The organism is Streptomyces sp. NPDC047515 (assembly GCF_040643055.1).
Lineage (GTDB): Bacteria > Actinomycetota > Actinomycetes > Streptomycetales > Streptomycetaceae > Streptomyces.
The window spans coordinates 21,538-44,505 of the sequence record NZ_JBEYTM010000058.1 but is presented as its reverse complement, the minus strand read 5'-3'; the positions used below and the strand labels follow the sequence as shown (position 1 = coordinate 44,505).

Below are 22,968 nucleotides of genomic sequence, written 5' to 3'. Positions count from 1 at the left end.
AGTGCAGCGGCAGATCTTCACCGAAGAGCACGAAACGTTCCGCGAGACCGTCCGCACCTTCCTCACCAAGGAGGTCCTCCCGCACTACGAGCAGTGGGAGAAGGACGGCATCGTCTCGCGCGAGGCGTGGCTCGCGGCCGGTCGGCAGGGACTGCTCGGCCTCGCCGTTCCCGAGGAGTACGGGGGCGGCGGCAACACCGACTACCGCTACAGCGCCGTCCTTGCCGAGGAGTTCACCCGGGCCGGTGCCCCCGGACTCGCACTCGGGCTGCACAACGACATCATCGGCAGAAGCGCGTCGCCGACCGTTGCTTCCAACTGTACGGCGGCTATGGGTACATGACGGAGTATCCGGTCGCGAAGGCATTCACCGACGGCCGTATCCAGACCATCTACGGCGGCACGACCGAGATCATGAAGGAGATCATCGGACGCTCGTTGCTCGCCTGACCTCTTTTGCGCAACCACCCCTGAAAGGCTGCTGACTTGAGTACCGAAGCGTTTGTCTACGACGCGATCCGCACCCCGCGCGGCCGTGGCAAGGCCAATGGCGCCCTGCACGGCACCAAGCCGATCGACCTCGTCGTCGGCCTCATCCACGAGATCCGCGGCCGCTTCCCCGGCCTGGACCCGGCGGCCATCGACGACATCGTGCTCGGCGTGGTCAGCCCGCTCGGTGACCAGGGCTCCGACATCGCCCGGATCGCCGCCATCGCGGCGGGCCTCCCGGACACTGTCGCGGGCGTCCAGGAGAACCGCTTTTGTGCCTCGGGCCTGGAGGCCGTCAACCTGGCGGCGGCCAAAGTCCGTTCGGGCTGGGAGGACCTCGTCCTCGCGGGAGGTGTCGAATCGATGTCCCGTGTCCCGATGGGATCCGACGGCGGCGCCTGGGCGATGGACCCGATGACCAACTTCGACACCGGCTTCGCGCCGCAGGGTGTCGGCGCCGACCTCATCGCCACCATCGAGGGCTTCACCCGCCGCGACGTGGACGAGTTCGCCGCGCTCTCCCAGGAACGCGCCGCCGAGGCATGGAAGGACGGCCGCTTCGCCCGCTCCGTCGTCCCCGTCAAGGATCGCAACGGCCTCGTCGTCCTCGACCGTGACGAGCACATGCGGCCCGGCACGACCGCCGACTCGCTCGCCGCGCTCAAGCCCTCCTTCGCGGCGATCGGTGAGATGGGCGGCTTCGACGCGGTGGCCCTGCAGAAGTACCACTGGGTCGAGAAGATCGATCACGTCCACCACGCGGGCAACTCCTCCGGCATCGTCGACGGCGCCGCGCTCGTCGCGATCGGCAACCAGGAGATCGGCGAGCGGTACGGACTCACGCCGCGCGCCCGGATCGTCTCCGCCGCCGTCTCCGGCTCCGAGCCCACCATCATGCTCACCGGCCCCGCCCCCGCCACCCGCAAGGCCCTCGCCAAGGCCGGACTCACCATCGACGACATCGACCTCGTCGAGATCAACGAGGCGTTCGCCGGAGTCGTGCTCCGCTTCGCCAGGGACATGGGACTCCCCCTCGACAGGATCAACGTCAACGGCGGCGCCATCGCACTCGGCCACCCGCTCGGCGCCACCGGCGCGATGATCCTCGGCACCCTCATCGACGAACTCGAACGGCGCGACCAGCGCTACGGCCTCGCCACCCTCTGCGTCGGCGGCGGCATGGGCGTCGCCACCGTCGTCGAGCGCCTCTGACCGTCCCCCGGCCACCGTGAGGGGCCGGCAGCGGATGGCGTGGCGTCGCGCGGGCGGGGCACGCGCCTCGCGGCGTCGGTGTCCCTCACCATGTTTCCCCGAGCTCTCGGCTTCGCTTGAGCAGGGGAGGCCCCATTCGCCGTGGATCGGTCCTCCGCCTTGCGATCCACGCACCCCGCCCCCACTCCTTCACCCACGCCACCCACTGCCGGCCCCTCTCTTACGGAGAAGAACAGCAATGACCGAGAGCACGACCATCCGCTGGGAACAGGACGAGACCGGCGTCGTCACCCTCGTACTCGACGACCCCGACCAGTCCGCCAACACGATGAACCAGGCCTTCAAGGACTCCATCGCGGCCATCGCCGACCGCGCCGAGGCCGAGAAGGACTCCATCCGCGGCATCATCTACACCTCCGCCAAGAAGACCTTCTTCGCGGGCGGTGACCTCAAGGACATGATCAAGGTCGGTCCCGAGAACGCCCAGCAGGCCTTCGACACCGGCACCGCCATCAAGAACTCGCTGCGCCGCATCGAGACCCTCGGCAAGCCCGTCGTCGCCGCCATCAACGGTGCCGCGCTCGGCGGCGGCTACGAGATCGCGCTCGCCTCCCACCACCGCATCGCCCTCGACGCCCCCGGCTCCCGGATCGGTCTGCCCGAGGTCACCCTCGGGCTGCTGCCCGCCGGCGGCGGCGTCACCCGCACCGTGCGCCTCATGGGCATCACCGACGCCCTGCTGAAGGTCCTCCTCCAAGGCACCCAGTACACCCCGCGGCGCGCCCAGGAGAACGGCCTCGTCCATGAGGTCGCCGCCACCCGGGACGAGATGCTCGAAAAGGCCCGCGCCTTCATCGACGCGAACCCCGAATCCCAGCAGCCCTGGGACGTCAAGGGATACAAGATCCCCGGCGGCACCCCGTCCCACCCGAAGTTCGCCGCCGATCTGCCCGCCTTCCCGGCCAATCTGAAGAAGCAGATCGCGGGCGCCCCGATGCCGGCGCCGCGCAACATCCTGGCCGCCGCCGTCGAGGGCTCGCAGGTCGACTTCGAGACCGCGCTGACCATCGAGGCCCGCTACTTCACCGAGCTGGTCACCGGCCAGGTCGCGAAGAACATGATCCAGGCGTTCTTCTTCGACCTCCAGGCCGTCAACTCCGGCGCCGGCCGCCCCACGGGCATCGAGGAGCGCCAGGTCCGCAAGGTCGCCGTGCTCGGCGCCGGGATGATGGGCGCGGGCATCGCCTACTCCTGCGCCCGCGCGGGCATCGACGTCGTCCTGAAGGATATCTCCGTGGAGGCCGCCGCCCAGGGCAAGGCGTACAGCGAGAAGCTCCTGGACAAGGCGCTCTCCCGGGGCCGTACCACCGAGGCCGAGCGTGACGCGCTGCTGGCCCGCATCACCCCCACCGGAGACCCGGCCGATCTGGCGGGCTGCGACGCCGTCATCGAGGCCGTCTTCGAGGACACCGCGCTCAAGCACAAGGTGTTCCAGGAGATCCAGGACATCATCGAGCCGGACGCCTTGCTCTGCTCCAACACCTCGACCCTGCCCATCACCGTCCTCGCCGAGGGCGTCTCGCGCCCCGCCGACTTCATCGGGCTGCACTTCTTCTCGCCCGTGGACAAGATGCCGCTGGTCGAGATCATCAAGGGTGAGAAGACCGGCGACGAGGCACTGGCCCGCGCCTTCGATCTGGTCCGCCGGATCAAGAAGACGCCGATCGTCGTCAACGACTCCCGCGGCTTCTTCACCTCGCGCGTCATCGGCCAGTTCATCAACGAGGGCGTGGCCATGGTCGGCGAGGGCGTCGAGCCCGCGTCGGTCGAACAGGCCGCGGCGCAGTCCGGCTACCCGGCCAAGGTGCTCTCCCTGATGGACGAGCTGACCCTCACCCTGCCCCGAAAGATCCGCAACGAGACCAGGCGGGCCGTCGAGGAGGCCGGCGGCAGTTGGGCCGGACACCCGGCGGACGCGGTCATCGACCGGATGGTCGACGAGTTCGGCCGCCCGGGACGCAGCGGCGGCGCGGGCTTCTACGAGTACGACGAGGCCGGCAAGCGCACCCGCCTCTGGCCCGGCCTGCGGGAGCACTTCACGAAGCCGGACACCGACATCCCCTTCACCGACATGAAGGAGCGGATGCTGTTCTCCGAGGCGCTGGACAGCGTCCGCTGCCTGGAGGAGAACGTTCTCGTCTCCGTCGCCGATGCCAACATCGGCTCCATCATGGGCATCGGCTTCCCGCCGTGGACCGGCGGCGTTCTCCAGTACATCAACGGGTACGAGGGCGGCCTGCCCGGCTTCGTGGCCCGTGCCCGGGAACTCGCCGAAACGTACGGCGACCGCTTCCTGCCCCCCGCGCTGCTGGTGGAGAAGGCCGAGAAGGGCGAGACCTTCCACGACTGACCGCGGCTCCGCGGGCCGCGTTCACTCCGCAGTGAACGCAGCCCGCAGCTCTTCCTTCAACGACCGCTGGAACGCGGTCACCAGCGCCTGGAGCACCATCGGCTGCATATGGGCCGAGAGCGACTTCATTGCCGCCACGTGCTCCGGGTCCGACTCCCGCTCCCGGTACGGACCCCAGACCTCGTCCCGGAACAGCCGGGTCAGCTCCTGTGCGGCGGACCGGGAGTGCTCCAGCAGAACCGTGCGGGCGGCCAGAATCGTCTCGTGCGCGATCGGTACGTCGAGCAGTTCGACCCCGAGCCGGAGCAGTCCCGGGTCCACCCGGTAGCTGCCGTCGGTCGGCTCGGCGTGCTCCAGTACGCCCATCGCGGCCAGCCGCGCCATGTCCTGTTCGGTCAGCGCCCGGCCCGCGCGCCGCTCCAGCTCCGCCCGCGTCGCGTCCTCCGGCGAGTCGGGTGCCCAGGCGGCCACCAGGGCCCGGTGGATCGCCAGATCGTGCGCGCTCAGATCCGGCGGCAACTGCTCCAGGTAGCGTTCGATCGCGGCGAGCGTCATGCCCTGGTGCTGGAGCTCCTCGATGAGTGCGAGCCGGGACAGGTGCTCATGGCCGTACTGTCCGACGCGACGCGGCCCGATCACCGGCGGCGGCAGCAGGCCCCTGGTGCTGTAGAAACGCACGGTGCGTACGGTGACACCGGCGCGTGCCGCCAGTTCGTCGACGGTGAGCGTCGGGTCCTGGGTCCCGGTCGCCATGTCTGCTCCTCGCGTTCCGACCCAGCGGCGAACTGCCGCGTCTGCATCGATCAGGTTCAACAGTATTGCTGTCTCACCGTTGTTGTGAAAGTGCCCGGCGGCACCCGGACCTGGTCCCGGTTCGCTCCGGTACGGAACCGGACCGTCCTGCCGATGGCTGCCGATCGCCGCACTGTACGGCGAGGACAGCCGGGGACCGAACAGTCCCGGCGCGTTGTCAGTGGGGTCTCCTACGCTGGTGTCATGTCGGAGATCGCCTATGTTCGAGGTGACGCCACCGCCCCGCTGGGCAAGGGCGTCAAACTGATCGCGCACGTCTGCAACGACCTGGGCGGCTGGGGCAAGGGCTTCGTCCTCGCCGTCTCGCGCCGCTGGCCCGAACCCGAGGCGGCCTACCGCCAGTGGCACCGCGAGCGCGCGGGCAACGACTTCGGCCTGGGCGCCGTGCAGTTCGTCCAGGTGAGCCCGTACATCTGGGTGGCGAACATGGTGGGTCAGCGGGGGATACGCACGGGCAGCAAGGGGGTACCCGTGCGCTACGAGGCGATCGACACGGCGCTGGGAGCCGTGGCCGACCGGGCAGTCGAGCTGGGGGCCTCGGTCCACATGCCGCGGATCGGCTGCGGGCTGGCGGGCGGCACATGGTCCCGGATCGAGCCGCTGATGGAGAAGCGGCTGCTGAGCCGGGGGACAGCGGTGACGGTGTATGACTAGGGCCTGGGATCCAGGGCGGCCCCGAAGGGTGGCCGGTCACCGGAAGGCGCCCTGAGCGGTGGGGAGTTACGGAGAGACGGCGCGGGTCGCCCTGTATCGACTTCTGTGGTGGGATGGAACCGGTGGAACGGGGAGGCGCCATGGCGGCACGGGGCACGAACGAGACACTGCTGGGCCGGGCGCTGGGTGAGTCGCCGCCCTCCGACGCGCTGAGCGAGCAGATCCTGGACGCCGCGCGTGAGCAGTTCATGACCTTCGGGCTGCGCCGCTCGACCGTCGATGACGTCGCCAAGCGCGCCAAGGTCTCGCGGGTCACCGTGTACCGGCGGATCGGCAACAAGGACAGCCTGGTCTCGGCATGTCTGCTGCGCGAGTACCGGCGCTTCGTCGTGGAAGTGGACGACGCGGTCGCCGCGCTGCCCACCACGGAGGACCGGCTCGTCGAGGGTTTCACCGCCGTCCTCGGACACATCCGCACACATCCGCTGATCGGCGGGCTGCTGAGGCTGGAGCCCGAGACCATGCTGCCTTTCCTGACCCTGGAGAGCGGGCCTGCCCTCCTCGTCATCCGCGACTACCTGGCCGGCCGGCTGCGCCACGCCCGGCGTGCGCAGGGGCGGCCGGAGAGCGATCCGACACCGGTGGCCGAGCTGATGGTGCGGATCACGGTCTCCTTCCTGCTCAACCCCGTCAGCTGTTTCGAGCTCGACGACGACGAGCAGGTGCGGGCGTTCGCCCGTCGTTATCTGGTGCCGCTGCTCGCCGCCGGTCAGTGACCCTCGCGAACATCGCGTCCGTCGTCGGCCGGGGCGGGGCCCGTCTCGTCCGGCAGGGGCTCCAGGGGGCGGCTGCGGGCCCAGTGCGGGCCGAGGTCGTCGAGCCGCCAGCCGAAGGGGTACGACCGAGGCTGCGGACGTGAGGGCAGTCGGCGCGGCCGGGCGGGCAGCCACCGTACGCACCGTGCGCGCAAGCGCAGAGCTCCCGCGGCCGACGACCGTGCCCAGCGCGGCTGCGACCGGAAGCCCAGCGCCACGAGCAGCGGCTCGTCCAGCAGGGCGAGCGAGAACCGCGCCACGAGGGGCCGCAGCGGTCGTGGGTACCAGCTCGCCATGATCCGGAACGTGGAGTTCGCGACACGTCGGTTGGCCGGGTCGTACGCGAACATCCGCTCCTCGTAGGAGTCGAGGAGCCGCTCGAACCCCTCATACGTCTCAGGGGCCCCCTCGATGCCCATCATGTCCGCCATCTTCCGGCCGACCTCCGCGAGAGCCTGGATCTCCTGCGCGCACAGCGGACGCCAGCCGTACCGGTCGATCCAGCGTTTCGGGCCCACGACCGTGGTCGCGAGGACATAGCGGAAGTCCTCGTTCGGGATGTGGTACTTGCCGTGGATCCGGTTCAGATGACGCGCGGCGGCCCGGCCGCGCTCCGAGTCGAAGCCGTCGGCGGCCATCTCGTAACCGATCAGCACCGTGTCGTCGTACCGCTTCTGCCCGGACCGCTCGAACTCCTGGGTGCGGTCGAGGAGCACGGAGATGCGGGGGACGCCATAGTCGCGCAGGAATGCGACGCTCACACCCTGCCGGTAGTCCCAGGGGAACTCGTACTGCGAGATCAGCCGAAGGATCTCGGCGTAATCGCGCGCGGGATCCATCCGGCGGATCTCGCGCAGGCGGCTGTAGCGGCCCATGATGCGCCTCCTGTCCATATGTCGAGCCCGTGCCGGTCCTGGTTTTTTCGCCTGTTCTCCTCTTCAACTTCCTTGTGCAGCAAGGAATCTGACGACTCATCGCACGCGAGGAGTCAAAGATACAAATACTATCGAGTTGTTTCATCGGTCGCGTCAACACCGTCGACGCGGATGCGCGGAGCGAGCCGTCGCAGCGGCCCGCGCGCACCGGGCCGGAAGTGATCGCATACTGGATCACACAGGGTCGGGCTCCGATCCGCAGGCCCGGCCGACCGCCGGGAGTGCCGCATGAGCACCGAAGCCGCCAGAGGTGAGAGCCCCGTCCCGCCGCCGCCCGGAGGCGTTCTCTGGAGCCTCTCCGGCGACATCCGCGCCCTGCTGATGCTGCCCGCCGCCCTCACCCTGCAGGTCGCCCACCCTGCCGTCGGCGCGGGCGTGGACGAACACTCCGTCTTCCGTACGGATCCGTGGGGGCGCGGCGAGAGGTCCCTGCGCTCGCTCCAACTCTGGGTGTACGGGGGAGCGGAGGCCGCAGAGGAGGGGCGCAGGCTCCGCAGGCTGCACCGCACCATCCAGGGCACCGATGTCCGGGGACATCGCTACCATGCGCTGTCGCCCGCGAACTATGCGTGGGTGCACGCCACGGGCTTTCCCGTCTACCAGCATGCCGCGCGCTATCTCGTCCGGCCGCTCACCGTGGCGCAGGAGCGGGCCCTGTACCGGGAGTGGCTGCAGGTCGGCAGAGTGCTCGGCCTCCATGACCGGGACATGCCGCAGACGATCGAGGAATTCTGGCCGTACTTCCGAAAGGTGCTCGCCGAGGAGGTCGAGCTGAACGTCGTCGTCGAGGATCTGACAGCCATCGACCGTCCCGTGCCGCCGCCCGATCGGGGACCGCTGCCATTGCGGCTGCTGCTGAAGGCGTTGTGGCCGGTGCTGTTCCCGCCGTTGGCCAGGTTCCGCCGCTTCGTCACCATCGGGCTGATGCCGCCGGAGGCGCGGGCGGCGATCGGGCTGGAGTGGACGGACGCGCAGGAGCGGAGGCTGCGGAGGTTCTGTGGGGTGGTGCGGCGTGTCGTGCCCGTGCTCCCGGAGCGGCTGCGCTACCTGCCGTACGCGCGCAGGGCCCGTGCCGCGCATCGCAAGGCGGTCCGGAGCGAGGGGAGGCTCAGGCGGAGGCCCGGCGGACCAGTTCGGTCGGTGTGATCACCGATTCGGGCTCGCCGTCCCCACTCTCTCCGTTCAGCCGCCGCATCAGCATCCGCACCATCAACCGGCCCATCCCCTCGACATCCTGACGGACCGTCGTCAACGAGGGTTCGGTGGACTCGGCGATCGACACCATGTCGTCGAAGCCGACCAGCGCCACCTCCTCCGGCACCCTGCGGCCCTGCTCGCGCAACACCCGCAGGGCGCCCGAGGCCATCAGATCGTTGGCGGCGAAGACCGCGTCCGGGCCGGGGCGGCGCTCAAGGAGTTGTGTCATCGCTCGTGCGCCGCCCTCGACGGTGAAGTCGCCCTCCACGAGCAGTGCCGGATCTCCGTCGGGCAGCACATCGCGGTAGCCGTCGATCCGGTCGAGTGCCGAGGTCTGGTCGCGCGGTCCGGCGATGTGCGCGATCCGCCGCCGGCCGAGGGAGACGAGATGGCGTACCGCCTCGGCCGCGCCGCCCCGGTTGTCGCAGTCGACGTACGGAACGGCCAGTTCGGACGCCGCGCCCGGCCGGCCGGGGCGACCGCCGTAGACCGTGGGCACCTGGAACCGGCGGATGATCGCGGGGAGTTCGTCGTCCGTGTGCAGCGAGAAGGCCAGCGCGCCGTCCACATGGCCACCGGCCAGATAGCGGGCGACCCGGTCGAAGTCGCCGCTGCCCTCCACCAGGAGCAGTACCAACTGGGCGTCGTACGCGTTCAGTTCGCGGCTGATGCCGCGGATCTGCTGGGAGAAGAACGGGTCCGAGAAGATCCGGAACTCCGGCTCGTCGATGATCACGGCGACCGCGCCGTTGCGCCGGGTGACCAGGGTCCGCGCGGCGTGGTTCGGAACGTAGCCGAGTTCCTCGACCGCTTTGCGTACCTGCTCCACGAGCGGCTGCCGCACCCCCGCCCCGCCGTTCACCACCCGGGAGGCCGTCGCCCGTGAGACCCCGGCGAGGGCCGCCACCGCTTCCAGCGTGGGGCGGGCATCGCGTGGGGAGTCGGGGGTCGGACCGGGCAAGTGACGCTCCTCGTACGCGCGGGACGGGCCGGAAGCGGCCGGGCCGGCCGGACAGCACCGACGCCCTCAGCCTATCCGGCGCCACCGGCCGTCCGCCGGGCACCGTCGCCCCACCGCGGAGAGGGGCGACGGCGCCGCGAACGGGTCCGCGGATCCGTCAGTGGCGGTCGTGAATCGTGTTCGTCGCCGCGATCTGCTTCCACGACGCGGGCTGCGCGGGTGCGCGCAGCGAGCGTGCCCCGGCCGCCGCCGGGGCCTCGGGCCTCGTCGGCTGGTACAACCAGGTGTCGAAGAAGGCGGCGAGCGGCTTGCCCGAGACCCGCTCCGCGTACGTCACGAAGTCCGCCACGCTCGCGTTCCCGTACGCGTGCTCGGTCGGCCAGCCCTTCAGCAGCTCGAAGAACGTCTCGTCGCCCAGCTTGTCACGCAGCGCCTGGAGCGCCAGCGCGCCCCGGTCGTAGACGGCCGCGTCGAACTGGTTGTCGGGGCCCGGGTCGCCCGGCTTCACCGTCCAGAAGGCGTCGTCGGCCGGATGCTGGGCGTAGGTGTAGTCGGCCAGTTCCCGCGCGGTCCCCTCGCCTTCCTTCTCCGACCACAGCCACTGGCTGTAGCGGGCGAAGCCCTCGTTGATCCAGATGTCCTTCCAGCCCTTGAGGGACACGCTGTCGCCGTACCACTGGTGCGCCAGCTCGTGGACGACGACCGAGATGTTCGCGCCGTTCGCGAACTGCTTCGGGCTGTAGAACGGCCTGGTCTGCGTCTCCAGCGCGAACCCGCTCTTCACGTTGGGGGAGTAACCGCCGAGCGCGTCGAAGGGATACGGTCCGAAGACCTCCGTCAGCCATTCGGCGACCTCGGTGCTCCGCTCGATGCTGGCGCGTGCCGCACCGCCGTTGGCGCCGAGGTCCTTGCTGTACGCGTTGACGACCGGCAGCCCGTCCGACGTGGTGTCCGTGGTGATGTCGAACTTGCCGATCGCCAGCGTCGTCAGATACGTGGCCTGGGGCTTGCTCGAACGCCAGTTGAAGCGGGTCCAGCCGAGCTTCGAACTCTGCGACTGGAGCACGCCGTTGCTGATCGCCTGGGTGCCGTCCGGCACCGACACGGAGATGTCGTAGGTGGCCTTGTCCAGCGGGTGGTCATTGCTGGGGAACCACCACGCGGCCGACTCCGGCTCCTGCGCGGCCACCGCGCCGTCCGGGGTGCGGACCCAGGAGGTCCAGCCGTTGATCTCGACCTCGGACGGCTTTCCGGCGTACCGCACGACCACCGAGACGGCCTTGCCCTTCGGCAGCGCCGCCGCCGGGGTGATCTCCAGTTCCTGGTCGCCGGTCCTGGTGTGGCCGGCCTTCTTGCCGTTCACCCGCACCTCGGAGACGTCCAGTCCGAAGTCGAGGTTGAAACGGGAGAGTTGCTGGGTGGTCGTGGCGAGGATCGTAGCCGTGCCCTCCAGCAGGTCGGTCGCAGGCTGATACTTCAACTGCAGGTCGTAGTGCGACACGTCGTAGCCGCCGTTGCCACTGGCCGGGTAGTAGGGGTCGCCGATGCCCGGGGCGCCCACGGTGCCTTCGGCGGCCGAGGCCGGGATCGCCAGCAGCAGGGAGGCCGCGAGTGCGCTCGGGACGATGAGTCTGCGGTGCACGAATGCTCCAAGTCGTAGGGCGAATGGTCCTTCGAACCGTCACGTCGACACTATTCAGCGACTGCCGCGACAGTCGTGTCCATGGCCACAGCTGTCACATGATCGCCATTCGGCCGACATGACACACCCACCACGAACATGGCATGCCCACGACGTAATCCTCGGTGATCGCCCCCTGTCGCACGGGAGTTGACCGGGGTACCTTCCGCCCATGCCGACACGCGCGCGGGACACCCGCTTGACGTACAGATCGCTGGTGGTGGCGGCCGTGGCCGCCCTGATGGCCGTCCTGCTCTCGCCGGCGGGCGCACAAGGCGCCGGTCCTCGCGAGAGCGGGCCGCCGGAGAGCAGGCCCGTCTACTCGTACGAGAACGCCGTCCGCGAATCCGTCTGGGTCGACACCGGACTGGACGGCGACGGCAACGGGAAGAGCGACCGGGTCGCCGTCGACATCGTCCGGCCGCGCGAACCCGCCCGACAGGGCCGGAAGATCCCCGTGATCATGGACGCCAGCCCCTACTACTCCTGCTGCGGCCGAGGCAACGAGAGCCAGCTCAAGACGTACGACGCCAACGGCCGGCCCGTCCAGTTCCCTCTCTATTACGACAACTACTTCGTACCGCGCGGCTACGCCTTCGTCGCCGTCGATCTGGCCGGAACTAATCGCTCCGATGGCTGTGTCGATGTCGGAGGACGCTCTGACGTGCAGTCCGCCAAGGCGGTCATCGACTGGCTGAACGGCCGTGCCCGTGGCTACACCACCCGAACCGGCGGCGAACGCGCCATGGCCGGCTGGTCCGACGGCCGTACCGGGATGATCGGCAAGAGCTACGACGGCACCGTCGCCAACGGTGTCGCGGCCACCGGAGTGGACGGACTGCGGACCATCGTGCCGATCGGCGCCATCTCCTCCTGGTACGACTACTACTTCGCCCAGGGCGCGCCGCTCTACGACAGCGGCCCCGACTGGCTCTCCGGCTACGTGGAGAGCCCCGAGGCGCGCGGACGCTGTGCCGCGGTCCAGCGGCAACTCGTCGACCAGGCGCCGCGCTCCGGTGACTGGACGAAGCTGTGGAGCGAGCGCGACTACGTGCAGAACGCCGGCAAGGTGAAGGCCAGCGTCTTCGCCGTACACGGCATGCAGGACCTCAACGTCCGTACCAAGCACCTCGGCCAGTGGTGGGACGCTCTCGCGGACCGGGGCGTGGAGCGCAAGATCTGGCTCTCGCAGACCGGACACGTCGACCCGTTCGACTACCGGCGCGCCGAGTGGGTGGACACGCTGCACCGCTGGTTCGACCACTACCTCCTCGGATACGACAACGGCATCGACCGTGAGCCGATGGCCGACATCGAACGCCACCCCGACCAGTGGTCCACCGACAAGGTCTGGCCGCCCCGCACCACGCACCGCACCACCGTGCACCCCGGCCCCGGCGGAGCACCCGGCGTCGGCAGCCTCACCCTGAAGCCCGCCCGCCCCGGCACCACCGAGACGTTCACCGACGATCCGGCACAGAGCGAGACGGAGTGGGCCGCCGACCTGGACCGCACCACGGGCGCCAAGGCCGGATTCCGCACCGCGCCGCTCAGCCGGGATCTGCGCCTGGCCGGATCGTCCACGGTGACCGTCACCGCCACCCCGACCACATCGACCGCACATCTCTCCGCGGTCCTCGTGGACATCGGCCCCGACACCATCCGCGACTACGGCTCGTCCGGTGAAGGCATCACCACTCTCACCGACCGCACCTGCTGGGGCGCGAGCACGACCGGCGACAGCTCCTGCTTCAAGGAGACCCGGGCCCGTACGGCCGCGGTCGACCGAACCGTCCTCAGCCGCGGCTGGGCCGACCTCGGCACCTACGCCTCCGCCGGACACGGCCGCCCCCTCACCCCGGGCAGGGCCTACACGATCACCATCGACCTGGCGGCCACCGACCACGTCGTCCCGGTCGGCCACCGTCTCGCCCTGATCGTCGCCGGCACCGACAGGGACCTCATCGACTCGCCGGACTCCACGCCCACGCTCACCCTCGATCTGGCCCGTACGTCCGCGAAGCTGCCGTTCACCGGCGGCGTCGGAGCCTTCGTACGCGCCACCGCGGGTTCCGCGCCCGCGACAGCCACCCCCCGCGCAGTCCACTCCGAGGGCGTGACGTCGCCGCGTCCCGCCCACCGCATCCCGGGAGGCAGCCACTCATGACACCCCGCACACCGGCCGTACGTCGGCCCGTCCGCCGCAACCTGGCCCTGACGGCGGCCGCCGCCGTCCTGGCCGTGCCCCTGCTCACCGTGCCCGCCGAGGCCGCGCACACCCCGCCCCGTACCGGCTTCGAGAGCAGCCACGGGGCCCGATGGACCGGCCAGCCGGAGGAGCAGTCCTTCCTGGCCGCCGTCGACCGGGGCAGCGACCGGGTCTCCATCGGCCGGATCGGCACGACGAAACAGGGCCGCCCGCTCCAGCTCGTCCGGATCGGCGACCGCAGTCCCACCGCGAACACGATGCTGCTGATCTGCAGTCAGCACGGCGACGAACCGGCCGGCCGCGAGGCATGTCTGACGACCATCCGCGATCTGGCCTACGCCCAGGACCGGTCGACCCGCGCCTTTCTCTCCCGTACCACCGTCCTCGTCGTGCCCACCGCCAACCCCGACGGGCGTGCCGCCGACACCCGCGGCAACTCCGACGGCGTGGACATCAACCGCGACCACATCGCGCTGCGGACCGCCGAGGCCCGTGCCATGGCGGCGGTCATCCGCGACCGTGAGCCCGATGTGATCTACGACCTGCACGAGTACGGTGCCACCCCGCCGTACTACGACAAGGACCTCTTCGTCCTGTGGCCCCGTAACCTCAACGCCTCCGACCGGGTGCACGACGAATCGCAGGCCCTGGCCGAACGCTATGTGCGGCCCACCGCCGAGGAGGCCGGCTACAGCAGCGGCCTCTACGGCATCTGGACCGACCCGGTCACCGGCGATCCGATCAAGCAGACCGCGGGCGACGGACAGGAACGCATCCTGCGCAACACCTCCGGCATCAAGCACGCCGTCGGCCTGCTCATCGAATCCCGGGTCGACGCGCTCACCGACGCCGAGAAGGCCGACCCGGCGCTCAACAGCCGACGCCGCGTCGACTCCCAGCTCACCGCGCTCGACGGCCTGTTCGCCTTCACCGACGAACGACGCGGCCGGATCGAGGCCGCCACGACCGCGTCCCGCGTCGCCGGATTCAAGGACCGCGGCCCGGTCCACCTCGGCGGCGCCGACAACGAGGCACCCGAACCCGGACAGGTCCTCCAGAACCCGCCGTGCGGATACCGGCTCACGAAGGCCCAGTTCGACGACGTCAAGGACGAACTCGCCCTGCACGGCGTCACCTCCCGGCGAGACGGTGACGGAGCGTACGTACCGTTGCGGCAGTCCGCTCGGAAACTGATCCCGCTGCTCCTGGACGAGAGGGCGGCATATCACCTCACAAACGGGCAAACCGATACGGCTTGTTGATCCCATGAGGTGAGCGCAGCGTGTGGCAACCAGTCACGGAGAGTAAAAGTGTGGCTTCCGTGAAAGGTGCCATGCGCGACGCGGGATGCGTGCCGTGCGCGACGCGGGACGAACAGGGAACGGGGCGGCCGGGGGGATCTGCCGGTGACGGCTGACCTCCCCGGTCTTTGCCCGCGCCCGCGCGCCGGACCGGTCGGGCAGGGGCCGGTCGGGCCGCCGATTAGGATCGGCACCCTGATGACTGCCACTCTCGTCGCCAAGGACCTCGCCGCCGGACACGGCGACCGCACACTCTTCGCCGGGCTCGACCTCGTCGTCGCACCCGGTGATGTGATCGGTCTCGTCGGAGTCAACGGGGCCGGTAAATCGTCCCTGCTCCGGCTGCTCGCCGGACTCGACCGGCCGGAGGAGGGCGAGCTGCGGCTCTCCCCGCCCACCGCCACCGTCGGCCACCTCCCGCAGGAGCCGGAGCGGCGTCCGGGGGAGACCGTGCGGGAGTTCCTGGCCCGCCGCACCGGAGTCGCCGAAGCCCAGGCCGCGATGGACGCCGCGACGCAAGCACTCGTCGACGGGGCGCCGGGCGCGGACGACGCGTACTCCGAGACGCTCGAACGCTGGCTGGCGCTCGGTGGTGCCGACCTGGAGGAGCGCGCCGAGGAGGTCGCCGCCGACCTCGGCCTGACCGTCGGCCTCGACCTGCCGATGGCCGCGCTCTCCGGCGGCCAGGCGGCCCGCGCCGGCCTGGCCTCGCTCCTGCTCTCCCGCTACGACGTCTTCCTGCTCGACGAGCCCACCAACGATCTCGACCTGGACGGTCTGGAGCGCCTGGAGCGCTACGTCTCCGGGCTGCGCGCCGGCACGGTCGTCATCAGCCATGACCGCGAATTCCTGATGCGGACGGTCACCAAGGTTCTCGAACTGGACCTGGCCCAGCAGCAGATCAACCTGTACGGCGGCGGGTACGAGGCCTACCTGGAGGAGCGCGAGCGGGCTCGCAGGCACGCCCGCGAGGAGTACGAGGAGTACGCCGACAAGCGCGCCTCGCTCGAAGGGCGCGCACATATGCAGCGCTCCTGGATGGACAAGGGCGTCAAGAACGCCCGCCGCAAGGCGACCGACAACGACAAGATCGGCCGCAAGCTCCGCAGCGAGGCCAGCGAGAAGCAGGCCGCGAAGGCCCGGCAGACCCAGCGCATGATCGAACGGCTCGACGTCGTCGACGAGCCGCGCAAGGAATGGGAACTGCGGATGGAGATCGCCGCCGCACCCCGCTCGGGTTCGGTCGTCGCGACGCTGCGCGAAGCGCGGGTGGTACGGGGCGACTTCGGCTTCGGCCCGGCGTCCCTGCAGATCGACTGGGCGGACCGGGTCGCCATCACGGGTGCCAACGGAGCGGGCAAGTCCACCCTCCTTGCCGCGCTCCTGGGCCGCCTCCCGCTGGATGCCGGACACACGTCGCTCGGCTCGGGCGTGGTGGTCGGGGAGGTCGACCAGGCGCGCAAGCTGTTCCACGGCTCGGAGTCGCTCCTGGAGGCATTCTGTGCGGCCGTCCCCGACACCGAACCGGCCGAAGTCCGCACGCTGCTCGCCAAGTTCGGTCTGCGCGCGGACCATGTGATGCGTCCCGCGACCACGCTCTCCCCGGGCGAACGCACCCGGGCGGCGCTCGCCCTGCTCCAGGGCAGGGGCGTCAACCTCCTCGTCCTCGACGAACCGACGAACCACCTCGATCTGCCCGCGATCGAGCAGCTGGAATCCGCGCTGGAGTCGTACACGGGGACGTTGCTGCTGGTCACCCACGACCGGCGGATGCTGGAGTCGGTGCGGACCACGCGGCGCGTCGAGGTGGTGGACGGCAGGGTCAAGGAGCTCTGAGAGCCTGTCGGGTGGCCTCTGATCGGGCGGCCGCGCCCTGGCACGCACTCCCCCAAGGCCTTGAGGGCCAGGGGGGACCCCCTCCCGCGTTGCCGAAATGCCCTGGTAGCTCCATTCCCGAGCTCTCAGCTTCGTTCGAGCAGAGGAGGCCCCATCCGAGGACATCCCGGCGCCTTGGAATCGCACGCACCAGACCGCGTCCGCTGTCCGATCGAAGGCAGCCCGACAGGCTCTGAGGCACTGCGAAGGGCAGGACCGGCGGCGTCGTCCGAGGAGCCGGATCCGGGGCACGGCCCCGGATCCGGCAAGGGGCGGGAGGGGAGGGGAGGCTCCGCGCAGCGGATCGCACCCCACCCCACCGGTTCGCGACGTCAGCCCCTCTTGCCGTTCTGCTTCGGATCCGCGAGCCCGGCCCGCCGCAACGCGTCCGCCATCGCACTGTTCACCGGAGCCGGCGCCGGACGAGCGGAACCGCCGGCACCACCGCGCCGGTCTCGGCCCTGACCGCCCTGACCGCCCTGACCGCCCTGACCGCCCTGACCGCCCTGACCGCCCTGACCGCCCTGACCGCCCTGACCGCCCTGACCGCCCTGACCCTGGCGCTGCCGCGGCGGTCGGCCACCCTGACCACCGCGCTCGCCGCGCTCCCGCCTCGGCCCGCCGCCCTGGCTCCCCGTCGACGCCTCGTCGTCCAGCCGCAGCGTCAGCGAGATCCGCTTTCGCGGGATGTCGACGTCCATGACCTTGACCCTCACGATGTCGCCCGGCTTCACGACATCCCTCGGGTCCTTCACGAACGTGCGGGACATCGCCGACACGTGCACCAGGCCGTCCTGGTGCACACCGATGTCCACGAACGCGCCGAAGGCCGCGACATTGGTGACGACGCCCTCCAGCACCATCCCGGACGCCAGATCGCCGATCTTCTCGACGCCCTCCTTGAAGGTGGCCGTCTTGAACGCGGGTCGCGGGTCGCGGCCGGGCTTCTCCAGCTCCTTCAGGATGTCGGTGACCGTCGGCAGACCGAACTTCTCGTCCACGAAGTCGTCGGCCCGCAGCGAGCGCAGCACACCCGTGTTGCCGATCAGCGAGGCGACGTCACTGCCCGTCCGCTTCACCATCGCCCGCACCACCGGGTACGCCTCGGGGTGCACACTCGACGCGTCCAGCGGGTCGTCGCCCCGGATGCGCAGGAAGCCCGCACACTGCTCGTACGCCTTCGGGCCCAGCCGCGCCACGTCCTTGAGCGCCTTGCGCGTACGGAACGGCCCGTTCGCGTCACGGTGCGCGACGATGTTCTCCGCGAGCCCCGAGCCGATCCCGGAGACCCGTGAAAGCAGTGGCGCCGACGCGGTGTTGACGTCGACACCGACACCGTTCACACAGTCCTCGACGACCGCGTCCAGCGAGCGCGACAGCTTCACCTCGGACAGGTCGTGCTGGTACTGGCCGACGCCGATCGACTTCGGGTCGATCTTCACCAGTTCCGCGAGGGGGTCCTGAAGGCGGCGTGCGATCGAGACGGCGCCGCGCAACGACACATCCATGTCGGGGAGTTCCTGGGAGGCGAAGGCCGAGGCCGAGTACACCGAAGCGCCCGCCTCCGACACCATCACCTTGGTGAGCTTCAACTCGGGGTGCTTGTCGATGAGGTCACCGGCGAGCTTGTCGGTCTCGCGGGACGCCGTGCCGTTGCCGATCGCGATCAGGTCGACGTCGTGCGCCTTCGCCAGCCGCTCCAAGGCGGCCAGCGACTGGTCCCACTTGTTCGCCGGGACGTGCGGGTGGATGACGTCCGTCGCGACGACCTTGCCGGTCGCGTCGACCACGGCGACCTTCACACCCGTGCGGAAGCCCGGGTCGAGCCCCAGCGTGGCCCGCGTCCCGGCCGGTGCGGCGAGCAGCAGATCGCGCAGGTTCGACGCGAAGACCCGTACCGCCTCGTCCTCCGCCGCCGTGCGCAGCCGCAGCCGCAGATCGATGCCGAGGTGTACCAGGATCCGGGTCCGCCAGGCCCAGCGCACGGTGTCGCCGAGCCATTTGTCGCCGGGACGGCCCCGGTCACTCACTCCGAAGCGCCGGGCGACCATGTTCTCGTACGCCGAGGGGCCGGGCGTCTCGGAAGGCTCCTCCGGCTCCAGGACCAGGTCGAGCACCTCCTCCTTCTCGCCGCGCAGCATCGCGAGCACCCGGTGCGAGGGGAGTGCGGTGAACGGCTCCGCGAAGTCGAAGTAGTCGGCGAACTTCGCCCCCGCCTCCTCCTTGCCGTCGCGCACCTTGGCGGCCAGCCGCCCGCGCGACCACATGCGCTCGCGCAGCTCACCGATCAGATCGGCGTCCTCCGAGAATCGCTCCGTGAGGATGGCGCGGGCCCCCTCCAGCGCGGCGGCACCGTCCGCGACGCCCTTGTCGGCGTCGACGAAGGCGGCAGCGGCGGCGAGCGGCTCCACCGAGGGGTCGCCGAGCAGGCCGTCGGCCAGCGGTTCCAGCCCGGCCTCCCGGGCGATCTGCGCCTTCGTGCGCCGCTTTGGCTTGAACGGCAGATAGATGTCCTCAAGGCGCGCCTTGGTCTCGGCGGCCCGGATCTGCGCCTCCAGCGCCTCGTCCAGCTTGCCCTGCTCGCGCACGGAGTCGAGGATCGCCGTACGACGGTCCTCCAGCTCCCGCAGATAGCGCAGCCGCTCCTCGAGCGTGCGCAGCTGCGCGTCGTCGAGCATCTCGGTCGCTTCCTTGCGGTAGCGGGCGATGAACGGCACGGTCGACCCGCCGTCGAGCAGCTCGACGGCCGCCTTCACCTGCCGCTCGCGTACGCCGAGCTCCTCGGCGATCCTGCCTTCGATGGACGTCGTCACGGTTCTACCGACTCGCCTTCTCGTACGGGCTGTACTGGCTGTGCTTACCGGGGCGGACCCCTTCGCCTGCATTGTGCCGGGTGGCCGGGCGCCATGTCGCCCGGCCACCCCAGTCGCCGCGCTCCGGTGTGCTCAGCCCTTGCCCATCAGATCGGCGGGGAACGCGCCGGCCGAGGCCGCCGTGAACAGGAATCCGCGCCCCAGCTCGGTCAGCCGCGCCACGCCCTCCTCGCCCAGATGCTCGTACGGGGCCAGATCCATCCGGTCCGTGACGTCCTCCAGCTCCGTCCTCAGGGCGACGCCCGCCTCCGTCAACTCGCCCTCACCGTCGAGGAGTCCGCGCCCGCGCAGCCGCTCGGCCGCCTCCTCCCAGTCGCTGCGGCGCCAGCCGCGGGTGGCCAGGATCCAGCGCGGGTTCATCCCCTTGCCGGTCGCGGTGTGGCTGACCAGGGCCTCCACCGGATCGAGGCCGGCGGCGAGGAGAGCCGCGATATGGCCGTCACCGCGGTGTTCGCGCAACAGCGTGCCCGCGTGCCAGTACGCCAGGTGCGGCTGCTCGGGCACCGGAAGATCGGCGTGGGCGGCGTAGAGCGGCCGGGCGTGTCGGGTGCACGCCTCGGCGGCGCGCAGCGCCAGCCCGGCCGCCTCGGCCAGTTCGGGGGAGGCGATGAGCTGCTCGCCGAGCAGCCGGCGCAGCGTCGCGTCGGCGGCACGCAGCCGGGCGTCGAGGGCCGCCTGCGGCGAGGCGACGGACCACACGGCGGGGAGGTGCCGGGCGACCAGGTCATGGTTGAAGTTGTAGAAGGTCGCGGTGACCGCGCCGGGGCCCACGGCGCCCAGTGCCGCACCGCGCGCGGCGAAGTAGGCGGCGTTCGGGTCGTCGATGCCGAGCTCCGCGAACTCCTTGCCGAGGTCGGGGGAGAAGTAGACCGTCGAGTGCAGTGGGTTGAGGGCGTTGTGGCAGCGGCGTCCGGCGCGCGCCGGGAGAGTACTCATGCGAGCACGTTACCGACTGGTCGGTACGACCCGTAACCCCCCGAAGCGGGCTCGGTTCCCGGGGTCCACAGGGCCGAAAAAGGTGGGTCTTTCGTCATTGCGGCCATGCCGTCGGCCGCCCAGGATGGCAGTCATGACACAGCGATCCGTACTCGTCGTCCTCTTCGACGGCGTCCAGAGCCTCGATGTGACGGGTCCCGTGGTTGGTGTTCGCCGGGGCCTCCCTCTTTTCCGGCGCCGGGTACGAACTGCGCACCGCCTCCCTCGACGGAGCCCCGGTCCGTACGAGCAGCGGACTGACCCTTGTCCCGGACGGCGCTCTCGCCGACGCCGGACCGGTGCACACCCTCCTCGTCCCCGGCGGCGAGGGTACCCGTACCCCCGACCCCGCACTCGTCGACTGGCTGCGGGACCGTGCCCCGCACGCCGAAAGGCTCGTGTCGGTCTGTACGGGGGCGCTGCTGCTGGCGGCGGCGGGGCAGCTGGACGGGCACCGGGTGACCACGCACTGGACGGTCTGCGACCACCTCGCCCGCAGCCACCCCGCCGTCGAGGTCGACCCCGACCCGATCTTCGTGCGCGACGGCAGGCTGGCCGCCTCCGCCGGAGTCACCGCAGTTATCGACCTCGCCCTCGCACTCGTCGAGGAGGACCACGGCCGGGACATCGCCCTCACGATCGCCCGCCACCTCGTGGTCTTTCTGCGCCGGCCGGGCAACCAGGCCCAGTTCAGCGCCCAGCTCACCGCGCAGACCGCCCGGCGCGAACCACTGCGCGAGGTCCAGCACTGGATCACCGAGCATCTCGGCGACGACCTCACCGTCGAGGCACTCGCCGCCCGCGCCCGCCTCTCGCCCCGTCACTTCGCCCGTGCCTTCCAGGCCGAGACGGGGCTCACACCGGGCTGTTACGTCGACCGCGTACGTCTCGAACACGCCCGTCGGCTGCTGGAGGACACCACCGACGGCGTCACCGGCATCTCGCGCGCCTGCGGCTACGGCACCCCGGAGGCCATGCGCCGTGCCTTCATCAAGACCCTCGGCACGGCACCCGCCGAATACCGCCGGCGCTTCCGCGCCCCGCCCGTCACCGACTGACCGAACGACCCGCCACCCACCGACGACCGACCGAAAGGCCACGCCATGCAGATCGCCATCGTCCTCTTCGACCGCTTCACCTCGCTCGATGCCGTGGGCCCCTACGAAATGCTCGCCCGCACCCCCGGCGCGGAGACCGTGTTCGTCGCCGAACGGACCGGACCCGTGCGCAACGACAACGGCAGCCTCGCGCTCGTCGCCGACAGGACCATCGCCGACGTGCCGGCGCCGGACGTGGTGATCGTGCCCGGCGGCCCCGGCCAGACCAACCAGATGGAGAACGAGACACTGCTCGACTGGCTGCGCACCGCCGACGCCACCAGCACCTGGACCACCTCCGTCTGCACCGGGTCCCTGCTTCTCGCCGCGGCAGGACTGCTGGCCGGCCGGCGCGCCACCTCGCACTGGCTCGCGCTGGACTCGCTCAAGGACTTCGGCGCCGAGCCGACCGGCGAACGCGTCGTCGTCGACGGCAAGTACGTCACGGCGGCCGGCATCTCCTCCGGCATCGACATGGGACTCACCCTGCTCGGCCGGATCGCCGGTGACGAACACGCCATGTCCGTACAGCTGCTGAGCGAGTACGACCCGCAGCCGCCGTACGACGCGGGCTCACCCGCGAAGGCTCCGGCGGCACTGGTCGAGAAGTTCCGCGCCGAGAGTCGCTTCGTCCTCCAGTAGCCGCAGGGGCGTCACAGCCCTTTCGTCCAGGTGAAGCGCGGCGCACGCCGTTCCAGAAAGGCGGCGACACCCTCCGCGGTGTCGCCGCTGCGGCGCGCCTGCTCCGCCCAGTACGCGTCCCGGTCCTCGCGGCCCGTGGCGAACTCCTTGGCCGCCGCCTGCGTCAGCTGCGAGCGCGCCGCCAGGGTCCGTGCGTACGCGTCGACCCGCTTGTCCAGCTCACCGGTCGGCAGCACCTCGTCCACCAGACCGATCCGCAACGCCCGTGCGCTGTCGATCAGCTCACCGGAGAACAGCAGGTGCTTCGCCGTGGCCGGGCCGGTCAGCGCCACCAGCCGCCGGGTCGACGACGCGGCATACACGATCCCGAGCCTGGCCGGGGTGACCCCGAACGAGGCACCCTCTTCGGCGAACCGCAGATCGCAGGCGGCCGCGAGCTGGCTGCCACCGCCGACGCAGTAGCCGCGGATCGCCGCGAGCGTCGGCCGGGGGAACACGGCGAGGGCCTCCTCCGCCGCCACGGCGAGGGCCTGCGGATCGACCGCAGGATCCCGGAGCGAGGAGATGTCCGCACCGGCGCAGAAGGTGTCCCCGGCGCCCGTCAGCACCAGCACCCGGACCGCGGCGTCGGCGGCCAGCCGCTCCAGCAGACCGGGCAGAGCGCTCCACATAGCCGTCGTCATCGCGTTGCGCTTGGCGGAGTTGCTGATGACGACAGTGGCGACACCGTCCGCGACGGTGTGCTCCAGCCGGGATTCCGTACAGTCCATGCGCCGGATGCTATCCGTACGGTTCGAACCCGTGATCAAGAAGCGCTCGCCGAACAGGC

At 70.5% G+C, this 22,968-nt stretch carries 16 protein-coding genes and 2 pseudogenes; 11 read left to right on the top strand and 7 right to left on the bottom strand.

Annotated features, from left to right (window positions below; genetic code table 11):
* Position 1: 1 nt before the first annotated feature.
* The 3 genes and pseudogenes from ABZ826_RS32275 to ABZ826_RS32265 all read left to right on the top strand — a co-directional run bounded on the left by ABZ826_RS32275 (position 2) and on the right by ABZ826_RS32265 (position 4,111).
* Positions 2–450 (top strand): annotated as a pseudogene (locus ABZ826_RS32275) (acyl-CoA dehydrogenase family protein).
* Between the two features lie 36 nt (positions 451–486).
* On the top strand, positions 487–1,701 hold the full coding sequence (locus ABZ826_RS32270) for an acetyl-CoA C-acetyltransferase (protein WP_361456275.1): 1,215 nt from the start codon (positions 487–489) through the stop codon (positions 1,699–1,701).
* A 238-nt stretch (positions 1,702–1,939) separates the two neighbouring features.
* Complete coding sequence (locus ABZ826_RS32265) at positions 1,940–4,111, top strand: 3-hydroxyacyl-CoA dehydrogenase NAD-binding domain-containing protein (RefSeq protein WP_361456272.1); 2,172 nt, start codon at positions 1,940–1,942, stop codon at positions 4,109–4,111.
* Between the two features lie 21 nt (positions 4,112–4,132).
* On the opposite strand, the gene ABZ826_RS32260 is transcribed toward ABZ826_RS32265, so the two are convergent.
* A complete protein-coding gene (locus tag ABZ826_RS32260; RefSeq protein WP_361456269.1) occupies positions 4,133–4,864 on the bottom strand; it encodes a MerR family transcriptional regulator in 732 nt (243 codons plus the stop codon).
* Between the two features lie 243 nt (positions 4,865–5,107).
* On the opposite strand from ABZ826_RS32260, the gene ABZ826_RS32255 reads away from it, so the two are divergent.
* The gene (locus ABZ826_RS32255; RefSeq protein ID WP_361456266.1) at positions 5,108–5,578 is read left to right on the top strand and encodes a macro domain-containing protein; all 471 of its coding nucleotides are present in this window, start codon (positions 5,108–5,110) and stop codon (positions 5,576–5,578) included.
* Positions 5,579–5,718: 140 nt separating this feature from the next.
* Complete coding sequence (locus ABZ826_RS32250) at positions 5,719–6,354, top strand: TetR/AcrR family transcriptional regulator (protein WP_361456263.1); 636 nt, start codon at positions 5,719–5,721, stop codon at positions 6,352–6,354.
* Here ABZ826_RS32250 and ABZ826_RS32245 read toward each other — a convergent pair.
* Complete coding sequence (locus tag ABZ826_RS32245; RefSeq protein WP_361456260.1) at positions 6,348–7,268, bottom strand: oxygenase MpaB family protein; 921 nt, start codon at positions 7,266–7,268, stop codon at positions 6,348–6,350. The two genes, ABZ826_RS32250 and ABZ826_RS32245, sit on opposite strands and share 7 nt — an antisense overlap.
* Before the next feature lie 288 nt (positions 7,269–7,556).
* On the opposite strand from ABZ826_RS32245, the gene ABZ826_RS32240 reads away from it, so the two are divergent.
* Positions 7,557–8,474, top strand: a complete 918-nt coding sequence (locus tag ABZ826_RS32240) for an oxygenase MpaB family protein (RefSeq protein ID WP_361456257.1) — start codon at positions 7,557–7,559, stop codon at positions 8,472–8,474.
* Here ABZ826_RS32240 and ABZ826_RS32235 read toward each other — a convergent pair.
* Together ABZ826_RS32235 and ABZ826_RS32230 are read right to left on the bottom strand one after the other, a co-directional pair.
* Complete coding sequence (locus tag ABZ826_RS32235; RefSeq protein WP_361456254.1) at positions 8,437–9,486, bottom strand: LacI family DNA-binding transcriptional regulator; 1,050 nt, start codon at positions 9,484–9,486, stop codon at positions 8,437–8,439. The genes ABZ826_RS32240 and ABZ826_RS32235 overlap by 38 nt on opposite strands.
* 157 nt (positions 9,487–9,643) lie before the next feature.
* Positions 9,644–11,128 (bottom strand): M1 family metallopeptidase, encoded by a 1,485-nt coding sequence (locus ABZ826_RS32230; RefSeq protein ID WP_361456251.1) that lies wholly within the window; start codon positions 11,126–11,128, stop codon positions 9,644–9,646.
* Positions 11,129–11,339: 211 nt separating this feature from the next.
* On the opposite strand from ABZ826_RS32230, the gene ABZ826_RS32225 reads away from it, so the two are divergent.
* The 3 genes from ABZ826_RS32225 to ABZ826_RS32215 all read left to right on the top strand — a co-directional run bounded on the left by ABZ826_RS32225 (position 11,340) and on the right by ABZ826_RS32215 (position 16,513).
* Positions 11,340–13,334 (top strand): Xaa-Pro dipeptidyl-peptidase, encoded by a 1,995-nt coding sequence (locus tag ABZ826_RS32225; RefSeq protein ID WP_361456248.1) that lies wholly within the window; start codon positions 11,340–11,342, stop codon positions 13,332–13,334.
* Entirely contained in the window at positions 13,331–14,638 is a 1,308-nt protein-coding gene (locus ABZ826_RS32220) for a M14 family metallocarboxypeptidase (protein ID WP_361456245.1), read from the top strand. The genes ABZ826_RS32225 and ABZ826_RS32220 overlap by 4 nt, the downstream gene beginning before the upstream one ends.
* 237 nt (positions 14,639–14,875) lie before the next feature.
* Entirely contained in the window at positions 14,876–16,513 is a 1,638-nt protein-coding gene (locus ABZ826_RS32215) for an ABC-F family ATP-binding cassette domain-containing protein (protein ID WP_361456242.1), read from the top strand.
* A 371-nt stretch (positions 16,514–16,884) separates the two neighbouring features.
* On the opposite strand, the gene ABZ826_RS32210 is transcribed toward ABZ826_RS32215, so the two are convergent.
* Complete coding sequence (locus ABZ826_RS32210; protein ID WP_361456239.1) at positions 16,885–19,365, bottom strand: Tex family protein; 2,481 nt, start codon at positions 19,363–19,365, stop codon at positions 16,885–16,887.
* A 132-nt stretch (positions 19,366–19,497) separates the two neighbouring features.
* Positions 19,498–20,361: a hypothetical protein gene (locus ABZ826_RS32205; protein WP_361456236.1), complete on the bottom strand. Its 864-nt coding sequence runs from the start codon at positions 20,359–20,361 to the stop codon at positions 19,498–19,500.
* A 133-nt stretch (positions 20,362–20,494) separates the two neighbouring features.
* Here ABZ826_RS32205 and ABZ826_RS32200 point away from each other — a divergent pair.
* Positions 20,495–21,458 (top strand): annotated as a pseudogene (locus ABZ826_RS32200) (GlxA family transcriptional regulator).
* A gap of 45 nt (positions 21,459–21,503) precedes the next feature.
* Positions 21,504–22,139, top strand: coding sequence for a DJ-1/PfpI family protein (locus ABZ826_RS32195; RefSeq protein ID WP_361456233.1), 636 nt, complete (start codon positions 21,504–21,506; stop codon positions 22,137–22,139).
* An 11-nt stretch (positions 22,140–22,150) separates the two neighbouring features.
* Here the strand turns inward: ABZ826_RS32195 and ABZ826_RS32190 are convergent, their stop codons facing one another.
* Positions 22,151–22,909 carry an enoyl-CoA hydratase-related protein gene (locus tag ABZ826_RS32190; protein ID WP_361456230.1) on the bottom strand — a complete coding sequence of 253 codons (759 nt, stop codon included), beginning with the start codon at positions 22,907–22,909 and terminating at the stop codon, positions 22,151–22,153.
* Positions 22,910–22,968 lie beyond the last annotated feature (59 nt).